A 26,995-nucleotide genomic window follows, 5' to 3' on the forward strand; every position below is an offset into this window, starting at 1 on the left:
CAATCTGCTCAAAACGCAGACCGGATGCCATCGCAAAAACCGTCAATCAAATCGCCAAAAGCCAGAAATTACCCGCCAAGCACATCAATCAACGGTTCTTCGATCCCTCCAGATGCCACGGCTCGCCCATTTTGATGCCAAGCTGTTTGGCTTCCGCTGTGCGGGCTATGGCGCACCCATCGTTGTTGGACAGTACGACAACCGGCCTGTGCTTCAGCTCCGGGTCAAAGGAGCGCTGGCAGGAGCAGTAGAAGCTGTTGCAGTCGATCAACCCGTACAGCATCAGGCTTTCTCGCGCACCACACTGGTGACGTTGGCCCAGATCTCCACATCACGCGCAGGATCAACCTGAAGTGGTGGATGCGTGTCATCACCCGATAGCAGCCACCATGTCTTGTCGCGCTTCTGCAACTCCGCCAGCAGCACGCGCCCGGCTGCCCAGGCAATGACCAGTTGGCCTGCCTGCGGAGAGCCCGCGGTATCGGCTATCAGAATATCCCCATCCAGAATACCGCGCCCTGCAAAGGTCGCGCCACGCACGCGCACCGGGTAGCGGCTGGGGTTTTTGAGGTCCAGAATCTGGGAAAGGTCTATCGGCCCTTCAACAGCATCTGCTGCCGGGCTGGCAAAACCGGTCGTACGATCTCCCGCATAGCGTGCGCTCATGCTTGTACCCTCCATTGAGAACGTATAGAGAACATATGAGGCATGAGAGTCAAGATTATTGGAGGGCAAAAGGTATGGATGAGAATTTCTGTGGGAATGAGAGCGATCTGAGAGATTGCACGCCTGTCTCGCCCGTAGCCCCATACCTGGGCGGCAAAAAGCTGCTGGCCAAAAAGATTGTTCCATTGCTCAGGAGCATACCGCACCGGGCTTATGTCGAGCCATTTGTAGGGATGGGTGGTGTATTTTTCCGCCGGAATTTTGTGTCGCCCTGCGAGGTGATCAATGACCTGAATGGAGATGTGGCCAATCTGTTCCGGGTGTTGAAGTGGCATTACGTACCGCTGATGGATGTGTTGAGGTGGCAGGTCACCAGCAGGGAAGACTTTGAACGTTTGCGTAAGAGCGACCCCATCATGCTGACGGACCTGCACAAGGCGGCCCGCTTTCTTTACCTTCAGCGCTTAGCGTTTGGCGGGAAAGTCAATGGGGCATTCGGGGTGGCTATCAATCCAGCTCGCTTTGATGTGCATAAGTTGGGGCAGATACTGGACGAGGCCCACCAGAGGTTAAGCCGAGTGGTGGTCGAGTGCTTGCCTTATACAGACGTAATTGCCCGGTATGACCGCCCGGACACGCTTTTCTATCTGGACCCGCCCTACTATGGGAACGAAAAGGACTACAATGCGCCGTTTGCTCGCTCCGAGTTCGTGGCGATGGCGGAGCAACTGGCCCAGATCAGGGGGCGTTTTGTCCTGTCATTGAACGACAGGCCAGAAGTACGGGACATATTCTCTGCGTTTCACGTAGAGGCGGTAGAGGTGAACTATTCGATCAGTCGAAGTGAAAAGGGCAGGGGGCGACGTGGCGAGGTAATTATCACGAATTAAATGCAGACTTACCGTCTACTTTTACCCAGAAGTTCTATCGGGTCGGGAAAATTATCGAATAAAATGTCCGCCCATTCCTGAGCCAACTCCCGTTTTCTCTCTCTATGTTCAGCCCGGTTGTATGCTGCCTCGACTTGGTTCCGCGTTGTATGCGCAAGCATTTGGTCAATAACGGCACGATCTTCTGGGTGCCGTTCATTCATGATCGATGAAAAGGAAGACCGGAAACCATGCGGCACGTGCCTTCCTGCATAGCCCGCTCTGTTCAGAAAATAGCCCAAAGCATTTTCTGACATGGCCCTATGAGCCCACCGCGCATTGGGGAAAACCATGGGGCCTCGGCCACTCAGGGTCCTCACTGCCTCTAATACCTCCAAGGCCTGACGAGAGAGCGGCACAACATGCGGACGACGCATTTTCATTCTGTCTGCCGGGATCGTCCAGGTATCGCCTTCCAACTCCGCCCAAGGCATTGCATGGACTTCTCCCGGGCGGACAGCCGTAAGTGCCAGAAACCGCAGAGCAAGCACTGTCACCGGATGAGCGGGAAGACTTTCTGCTATTCGCAACATCTCTTGTAATTCGGCTAAGTTAGTGATTGCCGGCATGCGCCCCTTTTTCAAAGGCGCCAGTGCTCCCTTAATTACGGCTGCTGGATCTGCATCGCCAAGGCCGCGGGCAATACCGTATGTAAAAATAGCAGATAACCTCTGCCTTACGCGCCGCGCTGTTTCTTTGGCATTGCTGCGCTCAATACCTTCAATGACTGCCAAAACCATTGGCGGCGTGATCTCTGTAATCGGAATATTGCCTAAAGATGGCCAGATGAACCTTTCTAGGCTTCTCTGAACTTGCTCAAGATGAACGGCACTCCAGTTGGAGCGGTTCATGTTCAACCAGCTTTCACCTACAGATTGTAAATGGTTCTGAGCGCACGCGGCTTCCGCGCGACGTTGCTTACGCGTGAGGGAAGGGTCTCTGGATAAGCGGATTTCTGCTTTTGCATCATCCCGAGCTTTTCTGGCTCCAGCCAGAGAAACCTCGGGGTATTTCCCAAAGGAGAGAAGCTTCTCTTTCCCTCCAATGCGATACTTCATTCTCCACAGTCGGCTACCATTAGGCTGGACCAACAAATACAGCCCTTCAGAGTCGGCCAGTTTGTAAGGCTTTTCCTGTGGTTTTGCTTTACGAGCAGCGGCATCAGTCAGCATGAACATCCCCGATACCCCCAGCATGGAGATGCTACCCCCAAATATACCCCCAGAATACCTGTCATTCCCCGTCTCCCGGCATCATTCCATGTCATAAGGCACAGAGTGACAAAGCGCAGTTTTCCGCGAGAAATGTCAACAGGCGTCATTCATTTTCAAGGGGGAGTGGAGGTCCGGGCGGGAATCGAACCCACATACGCGGATTTGCAGTCCGCTACATCACCATTCTGCCACCGGACCAACGGTGTATGGTGGGAGCGTTATGTCCTTTTCTTTCAAATTGGTCAAGCCGTTGTGTTGTGCCAATTTTAAAACAGTATGTCAGACAGACTCCTGCCCATGGTCGGCGCGGGTCAACCGGGTAGATGGCCAATCAGGAGTGTACGCAGCATGAATGCCCATACGGCCACCGCCATGCTTCAAGGAGAACAGTCAATGGATGCAACCCTGTATGCCCAAGCACGCAACCTGATGGTGGACGACCAGTTGCGCCCATCCGAGATTACCGATTCGCGTATTCTGGAGATCATGCGCCACCTCCCGCGTGAGCACTGTGTTCGCCCCGACCTGCGCAATGCGGCTTATGCAGATACCAGCCTGCCCTTGGCGCAGGGCCGTGTTTTGTCACAGCCCCTCCTGACTGCCCGCCTTGTGCAAGCGGCAGAACCAGTAACCGGGCAGCGTGTTCTGGTTGTGGGAGCCTCCACCGGTTACACCGCTGCCCTTTTTGCGCAGCTTGGCCTGCATGTGACCGCACTCGAATCCAATTCCGAACTGGCACAGATCGGGCAGGGATTCTGTCAGGCTCAGGCCCCGGATGTTGTCTGGCAGCAAGGTGCTCTGACCGAAGGGGCGGCAGACTCGGCACCGTATGACCTGATTTATTTTGATGGCTGCATTGCAACACTTCCTGATTTCTGTGACCGGCAGCTTTCCGCCAAAGGCCGCATTGTAGGTTTGCTACAAAGTGGGTCATCTCTCCCGGAAGCCTTTAGTGCGGTCAGGGAACCCGGATATTCCAAGCCATTCAGGCTGACACTCCTGTTTGAAGCGCAAGCGCCACTCCTGCCCGGTATGGTGCCTGAACACGCGTTCTCCTTTTAAAAAAAGGCACAGAAGGGCGTCTCATTTTCAATCCGTCACAAACTATAAAATGGAATTTAATCTCGCATCATGGCAAGGAACAGTGCCGCAAGCCTATTGCGGTAACTGCAAGCGGGAGCAGCCTCATGCGGCGTATTTGCGAAACCGGCCTGAGCCTGGCGGTCATACTGTGCGGCACAACCGCATGGGCGCAAAAATACGATGGAAGCGGCTCCCCCTCCTTTATCCCGCATACACTGCAGGAATCTCTGGCCGCCGCGTATCTGACCAATCCGACCCTGCAAGCGGCACGCGCTTCGCTCCGCGCCACGGACGAGAGTGTACCAACCGCCCTTGCAGGCTGGCACCCCACAGTAACCGGGCAGGTCGGCCTTTCTTACTATAACGGGATCAATGATTATCAGGGGGTCGGGCACCCCCGCACACACCAGTCCCTCCGCCGTTACGATACGCCGGGATATTCGGCGGGTGTTGCAATCAACCAGCCAATTTACACCGGGGGCAAAACCACAGCCGCTACGCATGAGGCCGTTAATCAGGTCATGGCCGCGCGTGCGCACCTGATTTCGGTTGAACAGCAGGTCTTCAAACAGGTCGTCAGTGCCTATGTGGGCGTGATTGAAGACGAACAGCTCCTGCAACTGAACATTAACAATGAACGGGTTTTGCAGCAGCAGCTACGCGCAACCAGTGAACGCTACAGGGTAGGGGAAATTACCCGGACCGACGTTGCTCAGGCGGAAGCCGCCTACGCGTCCGCACAAGCCGCACGCCAGCAGGCTGAGGGCACATTGCAGACTGCTCAGGCAACCTACATGCAGGTTATTGGCATGGCACCGCCCCCTAATCTGGTGCCGCCACAACCTTTGGTCCTGCCCGTTAAAAATGAGCAGACCGCCGCCGCACTGGCGGTCAGGAATAACCCCGATGTTATTCACGCACTTTTTACCGAGGCATCGCACAAAGATTCCGTGGGCGTTGCCATGGCTGCCATTCTCCCCAAAGTGTCCGCGACAATGGGGTATCAGCATCAGGTTAATCAGGCCCTGAACAACCAGATCAATGACAGTAAATACGCCGCCCTCAACTTCAATATCCCCATTTATCAGGGGGGATCGGAGTATGCGGCGGTCCGTCAGGCCAAGCAGCTTGCGCAGGAGGCACACCGGGAGGTGGACGTCCAGCGCCGTGCAGCGGCACAGGATGCGGTTTCCAACTGGCAGAAGCTGGTCACTTACCGGGCGTCCATCGCAAGCAATCGGGTCGCAATCAAGGCGGGTACCGTAGCACTGGGCGGGGTAGAGCGGCAGGCCATGGTTGGCACCAGCACAACCCTTTCCGTCCTGCAGCAGCAGGAGAGTCTGTTGCAGGCCCAGGTGGCCCTTGTGCAGAGCCTGAGCAACATGGTCCTGTCCTCTTACAACGTGGCAGCCGCCATTGGACGCCTGACTGCTGTTGATCTGAAGCTGAATGTTCCCCTTTATGATGACAAAGCATACTATAACGCGGTAAAGGATCGGTTATGGGGGTTGAACGATTACGCGCTCAACCAGCCGGGTCGATAATGTTAAGCCAGCAGTGGCAGGGATGTTTGTATGGTGTCGCCTCAGGACTCATCAGAAGAAACAGGTAAATCCGTAGCGGATACCCTGTCTTCCATTCGGCAGGTACTGCATGATGAGCACCTCTCGGCTACAGCAGAACATGCCCCGGAGCCGCAGGATGAACAGGACGACGATGTGCTTGTCCTCTCTCCGTCCATGATGGACTCTGCGCAGCAGGGGGAAAAAGAGGCTCCCGCTGCCCCCACCCGTACCACGGATACAGCTCAGGCAGCCGGCAAGGCCGACCTTGTGCAACCGCGGGCCGTGGATCATGATGAAGTATTATCTGTAACGGATCTCAGGCAGATCGAACTTAACAAAAAGGCTGAACATACCATGTCTGGTCCACTGCCCATCCCTTTGAATGACGAAACGGTTTCCGATACCGCCAACTCATTTGCCGTGCTGCAGAAAAGCCTGCAGGAAAAATATCTTAGAGAACATGAGGAGAGAAAAGTGGCTGTCACGCATGAAGGGTCTCTGACGGTTGAAGACATCGTGCGCCAGGAAGTGCGCGTTTTCCTCAAAAAATGGCTTGATGCCCATCTGGCAAGCATTGTGCAGGCTGCTGTACGCAAGGAAGTTGAACGCCTGACGCAGCGCGGTCTGTAAGGTTTTCTTCCCCTCCACCGGCTTGTAACCCTATGGGGGCAGGCCAATGGAGGGGAATCCTGTGGTCTGTTAATTGCTTTGCAAAGGCGGGGGCTAGATGCCTTCCGCCTTTTTTACGTGGTGTGGTTGGATAAATATGCTGAACAAGACTTTTGAGCCTGCACAAACAGAAAACCGGCTGTACGAACTGTGGGAAAGCAAGAAGGCTTTCTCTGCCCAGCCAGCAAGCGACAAAAAACCTTTTACCATCATGATCCCGCCACCTAACGTTACCGGCACCCTCCATATGGGCCATGCGTTGACCATGACCTTGCAGGATACCCTGATCCGCTGGAAACGCATGCAGGGGTTTGACACCCTTTGGCAGCCCGGCACGGACCACGCCGGCATTGCAACGCAAATGGTTGTCGAGCGCACACTGGCAGCCGAGGGCAAAACAACCCGGCAGGATATGGGCCGCGATGCCTTTATTGAGCGCGTGTGGCAGTGGAAGGAAGAATCCGGCGGGGGCATTACCCGCCAGCTGCGCCGCCTTGGTGCATCGCTCGACTGGTCGCGTGAGCGCTTTACCATGGATGAAGGCCTCTCCCGCGCAGTCAAGGAAGTCTTTGTTTCCCTCTACAAGGATGGTCTGATTTATCGGGACAGACGGCTGGTCAACTGGGACCCCGCATTCCGCTCCGCCATTTCTGATCTGGAGGTGGAAAGCAAGGATGTCGCGGGCAACCTATGGTACATCCGCTATCCGGTTGAAGGGCAGGGCGACGCAACCATTACTGTTGCCACCACTCGCCCCGAAACCATGCTGGGCGACACGGCCGTAGCTGTTCATCCCGAAGATGAACGTTACAAGAGCCTGATTGGCAAATTTGTTCGCCTGCCCCTGACAGGCCGCCTGATCCCGATTGTGGCGGACGAACATTCCGACCCGGAAAAAGGGACAGGTGCGGTCAAAATTACGCCTGCGCATGACTTTAATGACTTTGAAGTCGGCCGCAGGCACCAGCTCCCCATGCTCAGCATTCTGGACGAGCAGGCCCGCATTGTGCTGGACGAGATAGAAGAAGAACTCAGCGCGCAGGATGGTCTGGCCGACCCCGCCTTTGTTCGCTCACTTGCTGGCACCACGCGAGAAGAGGCACGCAAGATTATTGTCGCCAAGCTGGAAGAAACCGGCTGGCTGGAAAAAATTGAACCCCATCGCCATCAGGTTCCCCATGCGGAACGCGGGGGGGCTGTTATTGAGCCCCGCCTGACCACCCAGTGGTATTGCGATGCTGGCAAACTGGCGGGGCCTGCCATTGAGGCCATTACCTCTGGCCGGGCCAGCTTTATTCCCAAACAGTGGGAAAATACCTTTTTTGCATGGATGCGTGACATCCAGCCCTGGTGCATTTCCCGCCAGTTGTGGTGGGGGCACCGCATCCCCGCATGGTATGGGCCGGACGGCCATGTGTTTGTTGCCCATGACGGTGAGGACGCGCAGCAACAGGCTCAGGCGCATTACGGCAAGACAGAACCCCTGACACAGGACGAAGACGTACTGGATACGTGGTTCTCGTCTGCACTATGGCCGTTTTCAACGCTTGGCTGGCCGGACAAAACACCCGAACTCGACCGATATTACCCAACGGATGTTCTGGTAACCGGCTTCGACATCATTTTCTTCTGGGTCGCCAGAATGATGATGATGGGCCAGCACTTCATGCACGATGTGCCCTTCCGCAACATCTTCATCCACGGTCTGGTGCGCGATGAGCACGGACAGAAGATGTCCAAAAGCAAGGGCAACGGCATTGATCCGCTGGAGCTGATCGAGGATTACGGCGCAGACGCCATGCGCTTTACCATTTGCGCCCTGACCGGCATTGGGCGGGACGTCAAACTCGGCCGCAAACGGGTGGAAGACTATCGTTCCTTTATTACCAAACTCTGGAATGCCGCCCGCTTTTGCGAAATGAATGGCGTACGAGCCCCGGTCAACTTTGACCCCACACAGGTCCAATCCCCTCTGGGCCGCTGGATTCTGGCCGAAGCAGCAACCGCCATTGCCGAGGCAACCCGTGCGCTGGATGCCTATCGTTTTGATGAATACGCACTGACCTGCTACCGCTTTGTCTGGAACCGCTTCTGTGACTGGTTCTTGGAATTTGCCAAACCGGTCTTTAATTCCGCCAATGATCAGGAAGCAGTAGAAATCCGCGCCGTTGCAGGCCATGTGTTGGGCGTTATCCTGCGCCTGCTGCAACCTGTTGTGCCATTTGTAACAGATACACTGTGGCATGAATTCGGCTTTGGTGAAGAAGGCAGCCTGATAGCCGCGCAATGGCCTGAACCCATTGCCCCCACCGGCGCAGACGAAGCTGTGGCAGAATGCGAGCAGATCATTCGCCTGATTACGGAAATCCGCACCGTTCGGGCGGAAATGAACGTTCCGCCGTCACAGACTGCTCCTGTTCTTCTCAAGGATGCAGCACCACTAACGCTGGAACGCATTGGCCGGTGGCAGGAAGCCATTTGCCGCATGGCCCGCGTAACACAGACAAGCCCGCTTGCCGGGGATATTCCCAAAGGCTCTGCTCAGGCTGTTGTGGATGAAGCTACGGTCATTATCCCGCTGGAAGGGCTGATTGATCTGGCCGTTGAACGCGAGCGGCTAAAAAAAGAACTGTCCAAAGCGGAAGATGAAGTCGCCAAGACCGAAAAAAAGCTCGGGAACGAAAACTTTGTCAGCCGCGCCAAACCAGAAATCGTGCAGGAAATGCGCGATCGTCTGGAAAGCCAGCAGGGTGAATGCGTACGTCTTAAGGCGGCCCTGTCCCGCATAGCCTGAACAAACAGGCCCCACGAACCCAACATATTCGTGGGGCTACCGGACTGAAGGGGATCATACGCATGGCGGAAATAGCAGTGCTGGGGGGAGGTTGCTTCTGGTGCCTGGAAGCCGTTTATCGCCAGATGCGTGGCATAACCTCAGTTGTTCCCGGTTATGCAGGAGGCACGGTTTTACACCCCACATACCAGCAGGTCTGCTCCGGACAAACCGGGCATGCCGAGGTTGTACAGTTGGAGTGGGATCATTCCGTGCTGAATTACCGCCAGATACTGGACTGCTTTTTTACACTCCATGACCCCACAACTCTGAACAGACAGGGGCATGACGTTGGAAGCCAGTATCGGTCTGTCATTTTTTACACGTCCCCACAGCAGCGCGACATTGCTCAGGAAACCATAAGCAGCATCACAAATAGCAATTTATGGGGGGCAAAACCTGTGACCGAAGTGTTGCCACTGGATACATTCTGGCCAGCCGAACCCGAACATCATGATTACTATGCCAAGCACCCGTATGCCGGGTACTGTCAGGCTGTTATTGCGCCCAAAGTCACCAAAGCACGGCAGGCTCTGGGGGACATGATGTTACGAGCAGGGGAATAACTACTCGCGACTGTCATCTGGCAGAAAAAAACGGTCGCTCTCTTCATCATAATCGAACAGTTCTGCAAAACGGGTCCAGCCAATAATGGTCTGGAGCGTCTGCCGCGCATAATCGGGGGACATGCAGGCTTCCAGTTCGTCACGGAAGCGCTCGGCTTTAACGCTATGCGTCGGACGTTCATCCAGCAGGGCACAAATCATTTTTACTAGCGGCACATGGTGCCTGAGCGCATGGCCCATAATGGCTTTGCGTTCATCCAGATCACTCAATACAAAATGAACGCCCTCGTTGGTCAGCAGGATGTCTCCATCCTCCAACTCGGCCAAAGCCAGCAGTTCGAGAGATTCCCCAAGCGGGAACAGGTCATCCAGTTCAAGCTGCAATTTTTCTGCTAGAATCGGCAAATCTGCTCGCCCGTTCAGGGGGGGCGCGGCCAGAGCCTCCATCATGCCGATCATCATGGTGATGGACACAGGCACCAAAGCCCGGAACCCCGGAACCACGGAAGATGCCGCCGAGGAGCGGTGCATCAGATCTGCTTCCGAGATAATTGGCGCGCGCTGCGTCATCAGTGCATAAATATGATCGACCAACTGGCGGAAGCCCGCATCCTCCCGGTTCCGCGGATGAGGGAAGGGGACAGGCAACACATGGGCAATACGGCCGGGATTGGAAGATGAAATCACAATCCGGTCACACATCAACACGGCTTCTTCAATGTTGTGTGTCACAATCAGCATGCTCTGCACGGGCAGTTTGTTGTCTGACCAAAGTTCGACCAGATCGGTCCGCAGGTTTTCCGCGGTCAGAACATCCAGTGCGGAGAACGGTTCATCCATCAGCAGCAGGGCCGGGTTAACCACAAGTGCCCGGGCAAGCCCCACACGTTGCTGCATGCCCCCAGAAAGTTCCTTGGGCCATGCATTTTCGTACCCACCAAGGCCGATCAGGTCGATTGCACTTTCCACCAGCGGATCACGCTCGGCAGCGGGCACACCCTTTGCATCCAGGCCAAGAGCCACATTTTCTTCAATGGTCATCCACGGGAAAAGCGCAAAGGACTGAAAAACTATGGCAACATCGGGTGTTGGCCCTTTAAGAGGCTCCCCCTTCCACAACACCTCCCCCGAGGTAGGGGGGAGCAGCCCGGCAATAATCCGTAACAGCGTGGATTTACCCGATCCGGAACGCCCCAGCAGCCCAACAATTTCACCCGCATGGATCGTCAGGTTCACATCATCAAGCACCTGCACATCCGCAGTGCTATCCTTATGATAGAACTGCCGGACGTTGCGCAGCTCCGCCAGAACTGTCTGTTGCGGCGGAGTACGCCCAGGTTGAGAGGGAAAGACCATTTCAGGTTAATCCGTTCAATTCAGTTTCAGACGGCGAGAAACATAGTCAGACAAAGGGCGCCATAAAAAAGCGTTCAAGGCCATCATAAACAGGCACATGGCAACCGCGCCAAGGGCTACGGCACTGACATGCCCCCGTGCAGCGGCCATGGCCATAAAGCTGCCAAGACCGTGCACACTCAGCGTGGTCTGCCCCCACTGGAGCCATTCCACAGCAATGGCGGCATTCCATGCGCTGCTGGTTGCCGCCACAAGACCCGCCAGATAGTACGGTAAAATCCCGGGCAACAGTACCTTGCGCCACCACAGGCTACCTGTAACATTCAGGTTACGGGCCGCTTCCAGCAGGTCAGACGGGTAAGCACTCGCACCAGCCAGAACACCCAGAGCAATATACCACTGCGCACCCAGCACAATAAGCGGGGATTGCCAGAACGTGGGCACAAACGGACAAGCCACCAAACCAGCCGCCCATAATGGAAACAGCAGGTTGGCAGGAAAAACAGTGCAATACTGAATAAGCCGCTGCATCCGCCCGGCATAAGGTGATTTTAACCCCAGCCAGACACCAAGAGGGATCCAGATAAGGGATACCAGCCCCACCATAACAAAAACACGCAGCCCGGTTATGCCACCACACAGGATAACAGAAAAAAGAACAGGCAGACCGCAGGCTGCATACAGCAAGGGCCACGCCGTAACAGCAGCAAACAGCGCGACCACAACGGCTAAAGCCGCCACAAGCCAGCCACCCCACTGTGTGTTTCCGTCAACCGTATGTTCCTGCACATAACGCGCACCTATGGGCAGGCGGCTGAACCTGCGCGCGGCATTGACACAGAACAGCACACACAAACGAAACAGATGCGTACGCCGCAAAAGTTTAAGGAACCAAGGTTCCGCGAGGTGTGGCTCCCCAACCTTTCCAGGTTGAAAGCGCACCGCCCAGGCCGACAGCGGTCGGAACAGAATCTGGTCAAAAACAACAATAATCACCAGCATGCACGCAAGCGCTGCCAGCAAAGCGCCTACATTGCGCTCGCACGCCGCCTGCCGGACATAAGAGCCGATCCCTGCAAAAAGCCAGTTATGGCCATCCAGCACCACACTCTCGGCATATAATGCAGCAAACCAGCTCCCCCCCATGGACAACATGGTTTTACGCACCAGCGCAGGGATGGCAAAAGGCACTTCCAGCTGCCAGAACTTCTGCCACGATGTCAGCCCGAAGCAGCAGACCACATCTTCCAGTTCAGCAGGAACGCCATAAAACCGCTGGCATAGAACCAGCACCATGCCCCAGAACTGGCTGCACCAGATGGTCATGATCACCACCACCTCGGCACCCACAGCCTGTGTTGGCATGTGGCTTTGCACAAAGGGCAGAACAAGCAGCGGAATAGCCAGAACAGGAAAAGCCTGTCCGACATCCAGCAAAGGCAGCAGGCATTTCGCAGCCCAGCGGCTGCGGAAGATAAGCGCTACACACAACAAAGCCGAAACAAGGGACAAGCCCAGTCCAAGCAGCATGCGGCCTATGGTCTGCACCGCGTAGTCAGGCAGGTACACAAGCCCTAGCGGCAAGGCTTCCACAGCACCAGACAACACGGTGAGATTGGACGGAAGATACGCAACACATAACAGGATAACAGAAAAAACAAGAAACCCGGCAAGCCAGCTCCCATGCCTTTTGCCGCAGGATGCGGGCAGGGAGGAACATAACTCAGGAGAAAATGGAAATTCCTGCTGCCGGTCGCTCATGACGCTCCGGTTCCTGTACTGCCAAACCCTCCCGCCCCGCGCTCGGTTTCATCCAGATTGTCGCATTCAATCCAGGTTGCACGGATAACGGGCGCAATCACAGCCTGCGCAATACGCATGCCGGGCTCAACAACAAACGCTTCCTGCCCTGCGTTCATGACAATCACGCCGATCTCGCCACGATAATCTTCATCAATGGTTCCCGGCGCGTTTGGCAGGACAATTCCATGTTTAAGGGCCAGCCCGGAGCGGGGGCGCACCTGTAGTTCATACCCGGCGGGGAGGGCGATGCTCAACCCGGTTGGGACAAGCCCCCTCTGCCCGGGTTCAAGCCGCAGAGGAGCATCAAGAGCGGCCAGAAGGTCCATGCCCGCGGCACCCTGCGTGGCATATGCTGGCAGGGGAAGGTCCAGTCCATGAGAAAGTCGCCGAACCTTTATACCTACGGTACCGGACGTTTTTTCAGAGACGGACATGCACTACTCCTTGGATTTGAACCAGATATTGTATCAAGGTTATTCAGAAAGCCAGTCCGTTATACGCGCGGCAAGCTGTTTTGCCACGTCTGCCTTGCTCATTCTGGGCCAGTGTTCAACGTTACTGGCGGTTATCAGCACAACTTCGTTATTCACCCCACCCATATTGCCGGTCTGGGGGCTTACGTCATTCGCTACAATCCAGTCGCACTGCTTGCGCTGGCGCTTGGCGGTAGCGTGCGCGATGACATTTTCCGTCTCAGCCGCAAACCCCACCACCAGCCGGGGGCGGCCCGCACCCGGAGCGGAAAGTTCGGCCAGAATATCGGGGTTGGGCACAAGTTTTATGGCAGGGGCCGTATCAGAGCCGCCGGTCTTTTTTATTTTCTGCCCGGCTTCGTGCTCAGGCCGCCAGTCGGCCACCGCGGCAGTGCATACTGCCACATCAAACGGGCCGCTTCCCATAACAAGAGCCTGCATTTCCCGCGCGGTTTCGCACGCCAGATACATCACCCCGGCAGGAGCGGGAAGGGATACAGGGCCACTCACCAGAGTAACGCTTGCTCCCATGTCAGCCAGAGCCGAGGCAAGGGCAAAGCCCTGCTGGCCGGACGACCTGTTGGCAAGGTAACGCACGGGGTCCAGTGGCTCATGTGTTGGCCCCGCCGTAACCACTATACGGCACCCCGCCAGCGGTCCTGTCTGGCATTGCTGCTGGCGGAAAAAGGCCAGAACTGCATCTTTAATTTCAACAGGCTCAGGCATACGCCCCGGCCCAAACTCGCCACAGGCCATGGGGCCACTGGCAGGCGGCAGGATGCGCACACCCCGCTCGGCCAGCAATGCCACATTGGCCTGTGTTGCGGGGTGCTCCCACATGCGCACGTTCATGGCAGGCACGGCCATAACTGGGGCATCTGTTGCAAGGAGCAACGCCCCGGCAAGGTCATCCGCCAGACCACTGGCCATGCGCGCCAGCAAATTAGCCGATGCCGGGCACACAAGCACCAGATCCGCCGAGCGTGAAAGGGCGATGTGCCCCATTTCCTGCTCAGCAGTCAGGGAGAACAGGTCCGTGTGCACCGGCTGCCCGCTTAGAGCCTGTAAGGTGAGAGGCGTTACAAACTGGCTCCCCCCTTCGGTCAGCACGCACCGGACCTGCATGCCTTCAACCTGTAGCAGACGCACCAGTTCCGGAACTTTGAAAGCGGCAATACTACCGCCAACAATCAGCAGAACCGAGCGGGCAGGGGAGGAAGCAGACATGCCGGATCAGATACGCCAGCCGGAATGGATAGCCGCAATCCCGCCAGACAGGGACTGATAACGCACATGGGACAGACCAGCTTCACGGAACATGTCCGCCAGTGTTTCCTGATCCGGGAACATGCGTATGCTTTCCGCCAGATACTGGTAACTTTCGCGGTCCTTGGCGACCATCCCGCCCATGGCAGGCAACACCTTGAAGGACCACGCGTCGTAAATGGGAGCCAGCGCGGCAACCTGCACACGCGAGAACTCCAGACATAAAAAGCGCCCACCGGGCTTGAGCACGCGGCGCGCCTCGCGGATCACGGCTAGCTTGTCCGTGCAGTTACGCAAACCGAAGGCAATGGAAACGCGATCCACAGACATATCGCGCACAGGAATAGCCTCGGCATCCACAACGCAGAAGGAAAGATCGGACACCAGACCACGGTTGAGCGCCCGGTCGCGCCCGACAGAGAGCATGCTACGGTTGATGTCGGTCATAACAACAGGACCGCCACCGGCCTTGAGCCAGCCGAACGAAATATCGCCCGTACCACCAGCGAGGTCGAGCAGTGTCAGGCCGGGCTGGGGGCCGAGTTCCGTTACGAATATGCGCTTCCATATTCGGTGGATACCCAGCGACATGATGTCGTTCATCACGTCGTATTGTCCGGCTACGCTGTCGAACACGCCGCGGACGAGGTTTTTCTTTTCTTCCTTCCTGACGGAGCGGAAGCCAAAATCCGTTTCTTCCACAGTTACGTCAGAAGGAGCGGGGGAGGGCGCAAAAGAGTTGTCGGTCATGGGTTTCCTCTATACCCTGCTTTATAGCCATGCCGGAACTCCCCGAAGTAGAAACCGTGATGCGCGGCATGCAGATAGCCCTGCAAGATCGCGTTATTGAACAGACCATTATCCGTCGCCATGACCTGAGATGGCGGATTCCTGCCGATTTTTCACAGCAGGTTACGGGGTCCACAATCCTGAGCTTTTATCGGCGGGGCAAATATATTCTTATCCGCCTGTCCTGTGGCCAGTCGATTGTGCTGCATCTGGGCATGTCAGGACGGGTGCTACTCGATTCTCCCCAAACGCCCCAACTGCACGAACATGTGGTTTTTATAACCGATGACGGCAAACGCTGCGGATACATAGACCCGCGCCGTTTTGGCATGCTGGACCTTGTTCCCACCCACGAAGAAGACACCTACCGTGCTTTTGTAAAAATGGGGCCGGAACCATTGGGCAACCAGTTCAGCCCACAAACCCTGCTGGACGCGGGCAAGGGGCGACGCACCGCCATAAAGCCCTTCCTGCTTGACCAGCATGTGGTGGCCGGGCTGGGCAATATTTATGTGTGTGAGGCCCTTTACCGTGCAGGCATCGCGCCAACCATGCCGACCTGCGACCTCAAACCCAAAGCAGCGGGGGCACTGGTCCGCGCCATCCGCGCCGTTCTGCAAGATGCCATCGCCGCAGGTGGGTCCAGCCTGAAGGACTACGTGCGCCCAGAGGGCGGGCTCGGCTACTTCCAGCACGCATGGCAGGTTTACGGCAAAAAGAACCAGCCGTGCCCCAAGTGCCCGGGCACTCCCAAATGCGCCGGTGTGCAGCATATGACACAAGCCGGCCGCACGACGTTTTTCTGCCCGCAACATCAGAAAAACGGGTAAAATTCGAGCGTTTGGACCGGAACATGCTTGACTGAAAGCGCATGCGTGCATTACAGCACCGCTTACTCTTTGTGCTGATGGGCCATTGCGGCGCGTTGGCACCTTACTTTTTCTTAGTGCTGGACAGAATAGAAACCCATGGCGAATATCGCTTCGGCGCGTAAGCGCATCCGGCAGACCGCGAAGCGGACTGCCCGTAACACGGCCCGCAAATCCCGCATGCGCACTTTCATCAAGAAAGTGGAAACCGCGATTGAATCCGGGGATCAGGCAGCCGCTCGTGAAGCCCTGCGCGTTGCACAGCCGGAAATCCAGCGTGCAGCCAGCAAAGGCGTTGCACACCACAACACGGTTGCCCGCAAGATTTCCCGCCTGTCTGCCCGTATCAAGGCGCTGGCAGCAGCGTAATCAAGCGATCGGGCGCTCTGTATGGAGCGCCTATGCGATTGTTTGCAGCAAAGCCGAATCATCAGGCCGATGGTTCGGCTTTGCTTTTTGTATGTGGCCATTCCCTGCCACAATCCTGCCCTGCGACCGGGAAATGCTTTTTCGTTGCCCGCGGGCATGACACTGCTTTATCTTGGTTGGAATACCCTTGAGCAAGCCAGACCAAAAAGAGTATCCACGGTCCTGCTGAGGCAAGGTATATGCATCAGGATAAACTAGCGCCGGCAGCCTGCTGTTAGAGCACGGAAGCCGTTGAATTTTTGCGCAGCACATGCGCCTTTAATGACCGCTCGGGAGCAAAAATGACAATCGGAGTGGACGATGACGAAAGCGCCTTTTCCCGACTGGAAGACAATAAAGGGCTTGCGGAATCGTGGCTGCGTATCTGTGGCCGCCTGAAAGGTGAGGTCGGGGAGGTTGAATACCGCACCTGGCTAACCCAGATTGCCCTCGGGCCGATTGATGGCGACGAAATTACGCTCCTTCTGCCCACCCGCTTTTTGCGCGACTGGGTCCGTAGCCAGTACGGAGACCGCCTGAACGAGCTGTGGCATAACGAGATTCCCTCCATTCGGCGGGTTGAATTGCAGGTTGCCCGCCCGGGTGACCCGGCTCCGCTACCCGTCACTGAAGTTGCCGCCGCACCAGCAAGTGCCGCTCCCCTCCCCACGGAAGATAACAGCCCGGCAAGCCGCCCTGTTGCCGAAGTGCGCAGCGACCTTGTAACCGCGCTGGACAGCCGATTTACGTTTGACACGTTCGTTGTCGGCAAACCCAACGAATTTGCCTATGCCTGCGCACGCAGGGTGGCTGAAAAACCCTCCAGCGTTGGCTTTAATCCGCTCTTCCTGTACGGCGGGGTCGGCTTGGGTAAAACGCACCTCATGCACGCCATTGGTGCGGAACTGGTTAAAAGCGGCAATGTCTCGGTGGCCTATATGTCTGCCGAAAAGTTCATGTACCGCTTTATTGCGGCCATTCGCTCCCAGTCCACGATCGAATTCAAGGAGCAGCTTCGCTCCGTGGATGTCCTGATGATCGACGATCTTCAGTTCCTGATCGGTAAGGACAATACTCAGGAAGAGTTCTTCCATACGTTTAACGCTCTGGTGGATGCCGGGCGGCAGATTGTGGTTTCCGCCGACAAGTCTCCTTCGGACCTGTCCGGGCTGGAGGATAGGCTCCGCACCCGTCTGGGCTGTGGCATGGTGGCAGATATTCACGCCACAACATTTGAACTGCGCATTTCCATTCTGGAAGCCAAAGCAGCTGCATCCGGTGTGGTGGTTCCCGCAAAGGTGCTTGAGTTCCTTGCACACAAGATCACATCCAATGTGCGTGAACTTGAAGGCGCACTGAACCGCCTGATCGCCCATGCCAACCTGTTTGGCCGGCCGGTCACGCTTGAAGCCACGCAGGATGTGCTGCACGATATTCTCAAGGCCCACGACCGGCGTGTGACCATTGAGGAAATCCAGAAAAAAGTGGCTGAACACTGGAATATCCGCTTAACGGACATGTCCTCCGCCCGCCGTGCGCGTAACGTGGCACGCCCGCGCCAGGTGGCCATGTATCTGGCCAAACAGTTGACCAGCCGCTCGCTACCCGAAATTGGCCGCAAGTTTGGTAATCGTGACCACACCACAGTCATGCACGCGGTTAATCGCGTAACGGAACTGATGGAACGTGACGCAGCATTTGCAGAAGATGTGGAACTGATGCGCCGCATGCTGGAGAGCTAGAACCAGCACCTTCAAAAAGATTGACGGATAAACGCGGCCTGTTAGTTTTAGAATGGATAAGACGGGTTCCATCTCCGCTCAGGAGTGCAGAACTTGCTGTGCAGGAAAGAGGGATACATGAAGTTTTCGGCAGAGCGCGCAACGCTCCTTAAAGCGTTGGCTCATATCCAGAGCGTGGCGGAAAAACGTAACACCATTCCCATTCTCGCAAACGTGCTCATGCAGGCTACAAACGGGCAGCTATGCCTGAAGGCCACCGACATGGAAATCGAGGTGGTTGAAACCGTACCAGCCACCATCACGCGGGAAGGGGCCACGACTGCTCCGGCATCCGTGCTGTACGAAATCGTGCGTAAGCTGCCTGATGGCGTTGAAGTTGAGCTCGACCAGACAGACAGCGACGGCCAGCTTCACCTGCGTGCAGGCCGCTATGCCACCCACCTGAATGTGCTGAGCGTTGACGATTTTCCGTCCATGGGGGCAGGGGACTTCCCGCACAAGTTTCAGTTGAATGGTGCTGTTCTGCGTTCGCTGATCGACCGCACGCGCTTTGCCATTTCCACGGAAGAAACGCGCTATTACCTGAACGGCATTTTCCTGCATGCCGCAGACATTGACGGCAAACCGCTACTCCGCGCCGTTGCCACGGACGGCCACCGTCTGGCACGGGTAGAAGCAGAAATGCCCGCAGGTGCCGCAGGCATGCCCGGCGTAATCATCCCGCGTAAAACCGTAGCAGAACTGCGCAAGCTGATTGATGAAGCACCGGAAGACATTGCCGTTGCTCTTTCTGAAACCAGAATTCAGTTCACGGTTGGGCCGATCACCCTGACCTCCAAACTGATAGACGGCACCTTCCCCGAATACGAACGTGTTATTCCGCGCAATAACACGCGTATTTTGCGCGTTGGCAAAAAAGACTTCTCGGATGCCGTGGCGCGTGTGGCCGCCATTAGCCAGGAACGCTCCCGCCCGGTTAAGCTGATGCTCGAACCCGGCCTGCTGACCCTCTCCGCCAGCAGCGCAGAGCAGGGAACCGCCAAGGAAGAACTGGACGACAACCGGATTTCCTATGATGCTGAATCGCTGGAAATAGGCTTTCAGGCCCGCTACCTGAACGATATTACCGATCAGGTGGAAAAAGAGGTCGAGTTCTGCTTTGCGGATAGCGCATCCCCCACCATTGTCCGGGATGTAGATAGCCCGTCCGCCTTGTATGTTCTGATGCCGATGCGCGTGTGACAAGCGCCGCACCACGCCTGCACACATCACCCACCTTGTTCGCCAGCAAGGTGGGGCAACCTTCCACACGGTTACAACTGGCCAGACTGACCCTCTGCCGCTTTCGGAACTACGACCAGCTCACCCTTTGCCCCCAGGCCCCCATTGTTGTGCTGACGGGGGAAAACGGCAGCGGGAAAACCAACCTGCTCGAAGCGGCCTCGCTCCTCACACCCGGTCGCGGCCTGCGCGGCGCATCCCTTGGCCAGTTTGGCCAGAATGGAAGTGCCCATTGGGGGATTTCCTCCCAAATTATGGTTGACGGCGACCCCATGGAACTTGGCACGGGGCTTCAGCCCGGGACCGATACCCCACGCCGCATTTTTCTGCTCAACGGCAAACCCCTTCGCAACCAGAACACGTGGGAAAACCCTCTGGCCGCTGTATGGCTAACCCCACAGATGGACCGGCTGTTCAGCGAAAGCGCATCTGGCCGGAGGCGTTTTCTGGATCGGCTGGTCATGGCCGCTTATCCCCACCATGCGCGCGAACTGGCAGCGTATGACCGCGCCATGAGCCAGAGAAACCGCCTGCTGCAAACCCGCGCCAATGAACCCGTCTGGTTATCCGGGCTGGAGGCCGCCATGGCGCGGCATGGAGCATCGGTCACTGCGGCACGGAATGAGACCGTCCGCCAGATCAACCTCTATGCCCAGCAGGATATGGATGCCTTTCCTGCGGTGCAGATCAAACTGCTCTGCGCCATAGCGGACAAGCTTGAGCAGCATCCTGCCTTGCATGTGGAAGATTGGCTCAAGGAACAACTCACCACATCGCGCATGATGGACCGAGAAAAAGGGCGCACCAGTCTTGGTGTGCATAAGAGCGACTTCGCACTTACCGACCTTAAAAAACAGCTCCCGGCAGCACTGGCCAGCACCGGCCAACAAAAATCTCTACTCATCGGACTTATTCTGGCCCATGCCCGTCTGGTTAGCGACCACAGAGGAACGGCCCCGCTATTACTGCTGGATGAACCTCTGGTCCATCTGGACGAACAGCGCCGGTTATCTTTGCAAAAAATTCTACAAAATTTTCAAAGTACTGTGCTCATAACCGGCACGGACCAAGCACCGTTTGCGCCATTGCAGGGACATGCCGAGTTTGCAACGCTCCGGCAGGGCGCTTTTTTGTCGATCTGCTGACAAAAGGGGCCTTCGGGCGCTGGTCGCAATGCCATGGGCGGAGTATAAGACCACAATGGCTTCCATTCTTTTTTTGCGGAGTGCAGCATTCTTATGACAGACCTCTCTCAGCCTACGCCATCTGCTGGTACCGAAGAGTATGATGCCGCGTCTATCTCTGTGCTGAAGGGGCTTGATGCTGTCCGCAAACGGCCCGGAATGTACATCGGTGATACTGATGATGGTTCCGGCCTGCACCACATGGCATTCGAGATCATTGATAACGCGGTGGACGAGGCGCAGGCCGGGTTTGCATCGCGCTGTGTTCTCACCCTTAATGCAGACGGCAGTGTAACTGTTCGTGATAACGGGCGCGGCATTCCAACCGATATGCACCATGAGGAAGGCATCAGTGCCGCCGAAGTGGTGCTGACCCGCCTGCATGCAGGCGGCAAGTTCAACCAGAACTCCTACAAGGTTTCTGGCGGGCTGCATGGCGTGGGTGCTGCCGTTGTAAACGCGCTTTCGGAATGGATGGAAGTGCGCATCTGGCGCAATGGTCATGAACACTGCATCCGCTTCCATGATGGTGAGCGCGATGCCCCGCTTGAGGTTGTTGGCCCGTCGGCTGAAGAATCCGGCACACAGGTCACTTTCAAGCCCAGCCTGCAGACCTTCCCCAAGATCGAGTTCGACTTTACCATTCTCGAACGCCGGCTCCGCGAACTGGCATTTTTGAACTCGGGCTTGGAAATTGTTCTACGGGACGCCCGCGTTACCCCTGTGCGGGAAGAAACATTCTACTATGAGGGCGGGCTGGAAGCTTTTGTAAACTGGCTTGACCGTTCACGCACATCCCTGATCACCCCGCCAATTACCGGCAGTCTGGAAAACCCGGATAATGGGATCAAGGTCGAGTTTGCACTGAGCTGGAATGACAGTTTTCATGAAACCATGCTCTGCTTCACCAACAACATTCCTCAAAGGGATGGTGGGGCGCATCTGGCAGGTTTCCGCCAGGCTCTGACCCGCGTTGTTGGCAAATATGCTGAAAGCATTGCCAAAAAAGACGCCCAGTCCCTTCAGGGTGAAGATATGCGTGAAGGCTTAACCGCCGTTCTGTCGGTTAAAGTGCCGGACCCCAAATTTTCGTCCCAGACCAAAGACAAGCTGGTTTCCTCCGAAGTGCAGCCTGTGGTGCATGCGGCTGCGGCCGATATTATTGCCCACTGGTTTGAAACCCACCCCAAGGAAGCAAAGACTGTTGTTTCCAAGGTGCTGGACGCTGCATCGGCCCGTGAGGCCGCACGCAAGGCGCGCGAACTGACACGCCGCAAAGGCATTCTGGATGTTTCGTCCCTTCCGGGTAAGCTGGCCGATTGTCAGGCCCGCGACCCCGCCAAAGCTGAACTGTTTATTGTGGAAGGGGATTCCGCAGGCGGCACGGCAAAACAGGGCAGGGACAGGCGCTTTCAGGCTATTCTGCCGCTCAAAGGTAAAATCCTGAACGTCGAACGTGCCCGTTTTGACCGCATGCTTGGCTCGGCTGAAATTGGCACGCTGATTACCGCTCTGGGCACGGGCATTGGCCGTGGGGAAGTCGATCAGGGTGGTTTTTCCATAGAAAAGCTCCGTTACCATCGCATTGTCATCATGACTGACGCTGACGTGGACGGATCCCACATTCGTACCCTGCTGCTGACCTTCTTCTTCCGCCAGATGCCTGAACTGATCGAACGCGGTTACCTCTACATTGCCCAGCCCCCCCTATACCGGGCCAAGCGCGGGAATGAAGAAACCTACCTGAAGGATGATGCGGCACTGGAGCAATATCTGCTGGATAAAGCGCTCAGCAATGCAAGCTTTGTCTATGCCGATGGCCGCACGGTCAGCAATACGGAGCTGGAGGCTGATCTGCCGTTTATCCGGCAGGCATGTCAGGCTATTTCCCGCATTTCCACACGCATTCCCGCGTGGATTGTCGAGCAGGTTGCTCTTGCTGGTGCGCTCAGCGCTGACCTTGAACAGCTCCAGCAGCGCATGCCCGCACTCCAGCAGCGGCTGGATGCGGCGTCTCCCTCCACCGAGCGGGGGTGGAAGGCCGTTGCCAGCGTGGATGGTGTAGAACTCGCACGCAATGTACGAGGCGTTGGGGAAATGTACCGCATAGACCCTGCCACACTGGCAGGCGCGGATGCACGCTGGCTGACAGCCCAACTGGCACGGTTGCAGAAAGACTTTGAAACCGGCGTTGTGCTGAAGTTTGAAACCACGGAACACCGCCTGAACGGGCCGTCTGACCTGTTTACGCGCCTGCTTGCACAGGGCCGCCGTGGCCTTGCCATTAACCGCTTTAAAGGTCTTGGCGAAATGAACGATGCACAGCTTTGGGAAACCACACTGGACCCCGCCATGCGTACCCTTTTGCAGGTACGCGTTGGGGACGTGGAAGAAGCCGGAGATGTGTTTACAACCCTGATGGGCGATGTGGTTGAGCCACGCCGTGACTTTATTGTGGGTAACGCGCTTAAGGTCGCCAATCTGGACGTCTAAGACGTCCCACCTACTTACAAAAAAGACGCCATGGCCTGCATGCCATGGCGTCTTTTTTTATGCGCAATGCCTGCGGCTGTTACTGCCCTTTGATCAGGCTATCTATGGCCCGGAATTGCTTGAGCAAGGCGGGCAACTGGCTGATGGGCAACATGTTCGGCCCATCACTCGGCGCTTTATCCGGGTCTTCATGCGTTTCTATGAACAGTGCGGCTACACCAATGGCCAATGCTGCGCGGGAAAGAATGGGAGCAAATTCACGCTGCCCACCACTTGCAGTCCCCATGCCACCCGGCTGCTGCACCGAATGTGTCGCATCAAACACCACAGGGAAGCCAGTCTGGGCCATAATCGGTAGGCCCCGCATATCATTCACCAGCGTATTGTAGCCAAAGCTGGTCCCACGCTCGCACAGCAGCACACGCTGGTTACCGGTTGAAGCAACCTTGGCGGCAACGTGCTGCATGTCCCACGGGGCAAGAAACTGCCCTTTTTTAATATTGACTGCCGCACCGGTTTTGCCCGCTGCCAGAAGCAGATCAGTCTGCCGGCACAAAAAAGCAGGAATTTGCAGCACATCCACGGCTTCCGCCACCGGAGCGCATTGCTCTGCCGTATGCACATCTGTCAGAACCGGCAGAGCATATGTCTGGCGAATATCAGCCAGAATAGCCAGCCCGTCCTTTAGCCCAACCCCTCGTGTACTGGAGAGGCTGGTACGGTTGGCTTTGTCAAACGAGCTTTTATAAATCAGCCCCACACCAGTAGCCTGACAGATCTCTTTAAGAGCTGCGGCTGTTTCCATGGCATGGGCAGCCGATTCAATCTGGCATGGTCCTGCGATCAGCACAAAAGGCAAATTATTCCCAATACTTAGCCCACCAATTTCAACTGGTGCGCCAGTGGCCGGGATCATGCCTGTTTTGCCTTGGCAACAGCAGCCCCCACAAACCCGGCGAACAGGGGATGCGGCGCAAAGGGGCGGGATTTAAGTTCAGGGTGATACTGCACGGCAATAAACCATGGGTGATCAGGGTATTCGACCACTTCTGGCAGAATACCATCTGGGGACAGGCCGGAAAAACGCAGACCCGCTTTTTCAAGCTGATCCTTATAATGGATATTCACTTCATACCGATGGCGATGACGTTCGCGAATGGTGTTGGTTCCGTAAGCTTCCGCAACACGGGAGCCGGGCACCAGAGTAGCCGGGTAAGCTCCCAGACGCATGGTGCCGCCCAGTTCCCCGCCTTCACTCCGGCGCAAACGTTCATTGCCACGTGCCCACTCGGTCATCAGGCCGACCAGCGGCTCTTCTGTCCGGCCGAATTCGGTGGAGGATGCATCGCTCAAACCGGCAAGATTGCGGGCACATTCAATAACCGCCATCTGCATGCCAAAACAGATGCCAAGGAACGGAATGCCTTTTTCGCGCGCATAACGAATGGCTTCAATTTTACCCTGAGAACCACGCTCGCCAAAACCACCGGGCACCAGAATGGCATCTGCATGGCCCAGTTTTTCTTCCAGCGTGGCAGGATTTTTTTCAAACTGCTCAGAATCAATCCAGTCGAGTGACACTTTAACCCGGTGAGCAATCCCCCCATGCAACATGGCCTCATTCAGGGATTTGTAGCTATCGAGCAGGGCTGTGTATTTACCCACCACAGCCACGCGCACTTCCCCTGCGGGGTGGCGCAGGGCGTCCACAATGTTCTGCCAGTTGGAAAGATCGGGCTCTTCAGCATACGGCAGGTCAAAGTAGCGCAGAACTTCCGTATCCATCCCTTCCGCATGGTAGGAGAGGGGACAGGCGTAAATCGTATCCACATCCCGTGCGGCAATAACTGCTTCGGGGCGAACGTTACAGAAGTTTGCAATCTTGCGGCGCTCGGTCGGGGGGATCGGGCGATCACAGCGGCAGAGCAGGATTTGCGGCTGAAGGCCTACGTTCTGCAATTCCTTGACCGAATGCTGGGTCGGCTTTGTTTTAAGCTCCCCGGCAGAAGGAATCCACGGCAGCAGTGTCAGATGGACCACCATGGTCTGGTCCATGCCCAGATCATTCCGCAACTGGCGAATGGCTTCAAGGAACGGCAGGCTTTCAATATCCCCTACGGTTCCGCCAATTTCGACCAGAACAAAGTCCAGATCATCCGTGTTGGCAACCACCACGTCCTTAATGGCATCTGTAATATGGGGGATAACCTGCACGGTGGCCCCCAGATAATCTCCACGCCGCTCACGCACGATCACGTCAGAGTAAATGCGCCCGGTTGTCGCGTTGTCCTCTTTCGTGGCGTTAACACCTGTAAAACGCTCGTAGTGGCCGAGGTCGAGGTCCGTTTCCGCTCCGTCATCAGTTACGAACACCTCACCATGCTGGTAAGGGCTCATGGTGCCGGGGTCCACGTTCAGGTAGGGGTCCAGCTTGCGCAGGCGGACCTTGTAGCCACGCGCCTGCAAAAGCGCTGCGAGAGCGGCTGAAGCAATGCCCTTGCCTAGAGAGGACACCACACCACCAGTAATAAAGACAAAGCGTGTCATGAGCAGAATTCCTACACGGACTGGAGCGGGTGGAGAAGGATAAACAAACACAATCCACCGCATGCATTGCTGCATGCGGGGGACAAAAACTCATAACCTTCTCTGCAAACCAACCGGATATCAGAGAAGGATGTCAGCATTTTTCAGGGCTTGGGAGCCGCAGGGGGCGCCTGAGTCTGGACTGCGGGCGGAGCCGTAGTTGCCACGGGGGCGGTTTCCGCCGGGGGCTGGGCCAGAATGTCGTGCCCGGCACCGGTTACGCCACCTTTATAGAGCATGGCGAGCAGGAGAGAAAGCAGCATGAACAGCCCTGCCAGAACGGCCGTTGTGCGGGTCAGCAGGTTGGCCGTCCCGCGGCCGGACATAAAGGCGCCCATACCCTGACTGTTACCAATACCAAGGCCGCCACCTTCGCTCCGCTGAATCAGCACAACGCCAATCAGAGCAATGGTGACACAGAAATGCAGGATCAGCAGGGCTGTCGTCATGTCGGGTTCCAGATCAAAGCAGCAATGTCAGGCAGCGGATGCTGCGTTGACAATAGAAAGAAATGCATCCGCCTTAAGGCTCGCGCCACCAACCAGTGCGCCCGCAACCTCGGGAATGGAAAGAACGGAAACAGCATTCCCAGCGTTTACGGACCCTCCATACAGGATTTTGATAGTTTTTCCAGCCTCACCAAACTGTCGGACCAATTCGGCACACAGGAAAGACATGGTCTGAGCTATCTGGTCGGTTGTCGCGGCAAGCCCCGTCCCAATGGCCCAGATGGGTTCGTAAGCCACAATACCGGCAAAACCATCGGGAAGCGAGCCCTTGATCTGCCAGCCAAGCACATCTTCGTACTCACCGCTCTCACGCTGATCTTCCGTCTCGCCAATACAGACAATCGGGGTCAGGCCCGCCTTGGTAGCAGCCACGGCTTTTTCACGTACGGTTTCGTCCAGCTCACCGTGTTCCTGCCGCCGCTCTGAATGACCGAGAATCACGTAGCTGACGCCAAGGTCTGCCAGCATGGTGGGAGAAATATCGCCCGTATGCGCTCCGGCAGCATCCTTATGGCAATCCTGCGCACCAAGGCCGATAGGGGAGGCATCCAGCGCTGGCTGCACAAGTGCCAGCTGCGTAAAGGGGGGGCAGACAACCACATCCGGCGCAGTAGCGGGCAGGCCGCTTACCAGCGCCTGTACCAGCGCCTGTGCGTCCTGGCGTGTACCATTCATTTTCCAATTGCCGACAATAATCTGCCTGCTCATACC

At 56.5% G+C, this 26,995-nt stretch carries 24 protein-coding genes and 1 tRNA gene; 12 read left to right on the forward strand and 13 right to left on the reverse strand.

All coding sequences use genetic code 11. The annotated features are described in order from the left end of the window. Positions 1 to 88: 88 nt before the first annotated feature. Complete coding sequence (locus GOB83_RS00005) at positions 89 to 283, reverse strand: Y-family DNA polymerase (RefSeq protein ID WP_306309846.1); 195 nt, start codon at positions 281 to 283, stop codon at positions 89 to 91. After that, the gene (locus GOB83_RS00010) at positions 283 to 666 is read right to left on the reverse strand and encodes a LexA family protein (protein ID WP_165924880.1); all 384 of its coding nucleotides are present in this window, start codon (positions 664 to 666) and stop codon (positions 283 to 285) included. The genes GOB83_RS00005 and GOB83_RS00010 overlap by 1 nt, the downstream gene beginning before the upstream one ends. A 74-nt stretch (positions 667 to 740) precedes the next feature. Here GOB83_RS00010 and GOB83_RS00015 point away from each other — a divergent pair, with 74 nt between their 5' ends. Then, positions 741 to 1,556, forward strand: a complete 816-nt coding sequence (locus tag GOB83_RS00015; protein ID WP_165924881.1) for a DNA adenine methylase — start codon at positions 741 to 743, stop codon at positions 1,554 to 1,556. Positions 1,557 to 1,564: 8 nt separating this feature from the next. Here GOB83_RS00015 and GOB83_RS00020 read toward each other — a convergent pair whose 3' ends face one another. After that, a complete protein-coding gene (locus GOB83_RS00020) occupies positions 1,565 to 2,767 on the reverse strand; it encodes a tyrosine-type recombinase/integrase (RefSeq protein WP_165924882.1) in 1,203 nt (400 codons plus the stop codon). Between the two features lie 166 nt (positions 2,768 to 2,933). Continuing rightward, positions 2,934 to 3,007, reverse strand: a tRNA-Cys gene (locus GOB83_RS00025). 150 nt (positions 3,008 to 3,157) lie between these two features. Between GOB83_RS00025 and GOB83_RS00030 the strand changes: the two genes are divergently transcribed. The 5 genes from GOB83_RS00030 (at position 3,158) to msrA (ending at position 9,525) form a co-directional block, all read left to right on the forward strand. Continuing rightward, entirely contained in the window at positions 3,158 to 3,871 is a 714-nt protein-coding gene (locus GOB83_RS00030; protein ID WP_242005670.1) for a protein-L-isoaspartate O-methyltransferase family protein, read from the forward strand. 125 nt (positions 3,872 to 3,996) lie between these two features. Beyond that, positions 3,997 to 5,436, forward strand: coding sequence for a TolC family outer membrane protein (locus GOB83_RS00035; protein WP_086645998.1), 1,440 nt, complete (start codon positions 3,997 to 3,999; stop codon positions 5,434 to 5,436). A 30-nt stretch (positions 5,437 to 5,466) separates the two neighbouring features. After that, positions 5,467 to 6,087 carry a DUF2497 domain-containing protein gene (locus GOB83_RS00040; RefSeq protein ID WP_165924883.1) on the forward strand — a complete coding sequence of 207 codons (621 nt, stop codon included), beginning with the start codon at positions 5,467 to 5,469 and terminating at the stop codon, positions 6,085 to 6,087. Between the two features lie 136 nt (positions 6,088 to 6,223). Beyond that, positions 6,224 to 8,920, forward strand: coding sequence for a valine--tRNA ligase (locus GOB83_RS00045; protein WP_165924884.1), 2,697 nt, complete (start codon positions 6,224 to 6,226; stop codon positions 8,918 to 8,920). 62 nt (positions 8,921 to 8,982) lie between these two features. After that, on the forward strand, positions 8,983 to 9,525 hold the full coding sequence (gene msrA / locus GOB83_RS00050; RefSeq protein ID WP_165924885.1) for a peptide-methionine (S)-S-oxide reductase MsrA: 543 nt from the start codon (positions 8,983 to 8,985) through the stop codon (positions 9,523 to 9,525). On the opposite strand, the gene GOB83_RS00055 is transcribed toward msrA, so the two are convergent. Genes GOB83_RS00055 through GOB83_RS00075 form a run of 5 tightly spaced genes read right to left on the reverse strand, consistent with a single transcriptional unit; the run spans position 9,526 to position 15,173 of the window. Continuing rightward, positions 9,526 to 10,881, reverse strand: coding sequence for an ABC transporter ATP-binding protein (locus tag GOB83_RS00055; protein WP_165924886.1), 1,356 nt, complete (start codon positions 10,879 to 10,881; stop codon positions 9,526 to 9,528). Between the two features lie 15 nt (positions 10,882 to 10,896). After that, positions 10,897 to 12,642: an ABC transporter permease subunit gene (locus GOB83_RS00060; RefSeq protein WP_165924887.1), complete on the reverse strand. Its 1,746-nt coding sequence runs from the start codon at positions 12,640 to 12,642 to the stop codon at positions 10,897 to 10,899. Then, positions 12,639 to 13,118, reverse strand: coding sequence for a dUTP diphosphatase (gene dut / locus GOB83_RS00065; protein ID WP_086645992.1), 480 nt, complete (start codon positions 13,116 to 13,118; stop codon positions 12,639 to 12,641). Before dut ends, GOB83_RS00060 begins: the two co-directional genes overlap by 4 nt. A gap of 39 nt (positions 13,119 to 13,157) precedes the next feature. Beyond that, positions 13,158 to 14,384 carry a bifunctional phosphopantothenoylcysteine decarboxylase/phosphopantothenate--cysteine ligase CoaBC gene (gene coaBC, locus GOB83_RS00070; RefSeq protein ID WP_165924888.1) on the reverse strand — a complete coding sequence of 409 codons (1,227 nt, stop codon included), beginning with the start codon at positions 14,382 to 14,384 and terminating at the stop codon, positions 13,158 to 13,160. 6 nt (positions 14,385 to 14,390) lie between these two features. Next, entirely contained in the window at positions 14,391 to 15,173 is a 783-nt protein-coding gene (locus GOB83_RS00075; RefSeq protein ID WP_086645990.1) for a class I SAM-dependent methyltransferase, read from the reverse strand. Between the two features lie 29 nt (positions 15,174 to 15,202). Here GOB83_RS00075 and mutM point away from each other — a divergent pair, with 29 nt between their 5' ends. From mutM to gyrB, 6 genes are all read left to right on the forward strand, one after another. After that, positions 15,203 to 16,042 (forward strand): bifunctional DNA-formamidopyrimidine glycosylase/DNA-(apurinic or apyrimidinic site) lyase, encoded by an 840-nt coding sequence (gene mutM, locus GOB83_RS00080; RefSeq protein ID WP_165924889.1) that lies wholly within the window; start codon positions 15,203 to 15,205, stop codon positions 16,040 to 16,042. A 138-nt stretch (positions 16,043 to 16,180) separates the two neighbouring features. Beyond that, positions 16,181 to 16,450, forward strand: coding sequence for a 30S ribosomal protein S20 (rpsT, locus tag GOB83_RS00085; protein ID WP_086645988.1), 270 nt, complete (start codon positions 16,181 to 16,183; stop codon positions 16,448 to 16,450). Between the two features lie 341 nt (positions 16,451 to 16,791). After that, positions 16,792 to 18,231 (forward strand): chromosomal replication initiator protein DnaA, encoded by a 1,440-nt coding sequence (gene dnaA / locus GOB83_RS00090; protein ID WP_165924890.1) that lies wholly within the window; start codon positions 16,792 to 16,794, stop codon positions 18,229 to 18,231. Positions 18,232 to 18,348: 117 nt separating this feature from the next. Next, complete coding sequence (dnaN, locus tag GOB83_RS00095) at positions 18,349 to 19,473, forward strand: DNA polymerase III subunit beta (protein WP_095348826.1); 1,125 nt, start codon at positions 18,349 to 18,351, stop codon at positions 19,471 to 19,473. Between the two features lie 50 nt (positions 19,474 to 19,523). Further along, positions 19,524 to 20,657: a DNA replication/repair protein RecF gene (gene recF, locus GOB83_RS00100; protein WP_165925181.1), complete on the forward strand. Its 1,134-nt coding sequence runs from the start codon at positions 19,524 to 19,526 to the stop codon at positions 20,655 to 20,657. A gap of 93 nt (positions 20,658 to 20,750) precedes the next feature. Next, entirely contained in the window at positions 20,751 to 23,189 is a 2,439-nt protein-coding gene (gyrB, locus tag GOB83_RS00105; RefSeq protein ID WP_165924891.1) for a DNA topoisomerase (ATP-hydrolyzing) subunit B, read from the forward strand. 79 nt (positions 23,190 to 23,268) lie between these two features. Here gyrB and kdsA read toward each other — a convergent pair whose 3' ends face one another. The 4 genes from kdsA to tpiA form a co-directional block, all read right to left on the reverse strand. Further along, complete coding sequence (kdsA, locus tag GOB83_RS00110; RefSeq protein ID WP_165924892.1) at positions 23,269 to 24,105, reverse strand: 3-deoxy-8-phosphooctulonate synthase; 837 nt, start codon at positions 24,103 to 24,105, stop codon at positions 23,269 to 23,271. Further along, positions 24,102 to 25,736 (reverse strand): CTP synthase, encoded by a 1,635-nt coding sequence (locus GOB83_RS00115; protein ID WP_165924893.1) that lies wholly within the window; start codon positions 25,734 to 25,736, stop codon positions 24,102 to 24,104. Before GOB83_RS00115 ends, kdsA begins: the two co-directional genes overlap by 4 nt. Before the next feature lie 143 nt (positions 25,737 to 25,879). Continuing rightward, positions 25,880 to 26,224 (reverse strand): preprotein translocase subunit SecG, encoded by a 345-nt coding sequence (secG, locus tag GOB83_RS00120; protein ID WP_086645984.1) that lies wholly within the window; start codon positions 26,222 to 26,224, stop codon positions 25,880 to 25,882. A gap of 27 nt (positions 26,225 to 26,251) precedes the next feature. Then, positions 26,252 to 26,992 (reverse strand): triose-phosphate isomerase, encoded by a 741-nt coding sequence (gene tpiA / locus GOB83_RS00125; protein ID WP_165924894.1) that lies wholly within the window; start codon positions 26,990 to 26,992, stop codon positions 26,252 to 26,254. Positions 26,993 to 26,995 lie beyond the last annotated feature (3 nt).

It is taken from the genome of Acetobacter fabarum (assembly GCF_011516925.1).
GTDB lineage: Bacteria > Pseudomonadota > Alphaproteobacteria > Acetobacterales > Acetobacteraceae > Acetobacter > Acetobacter fabarum.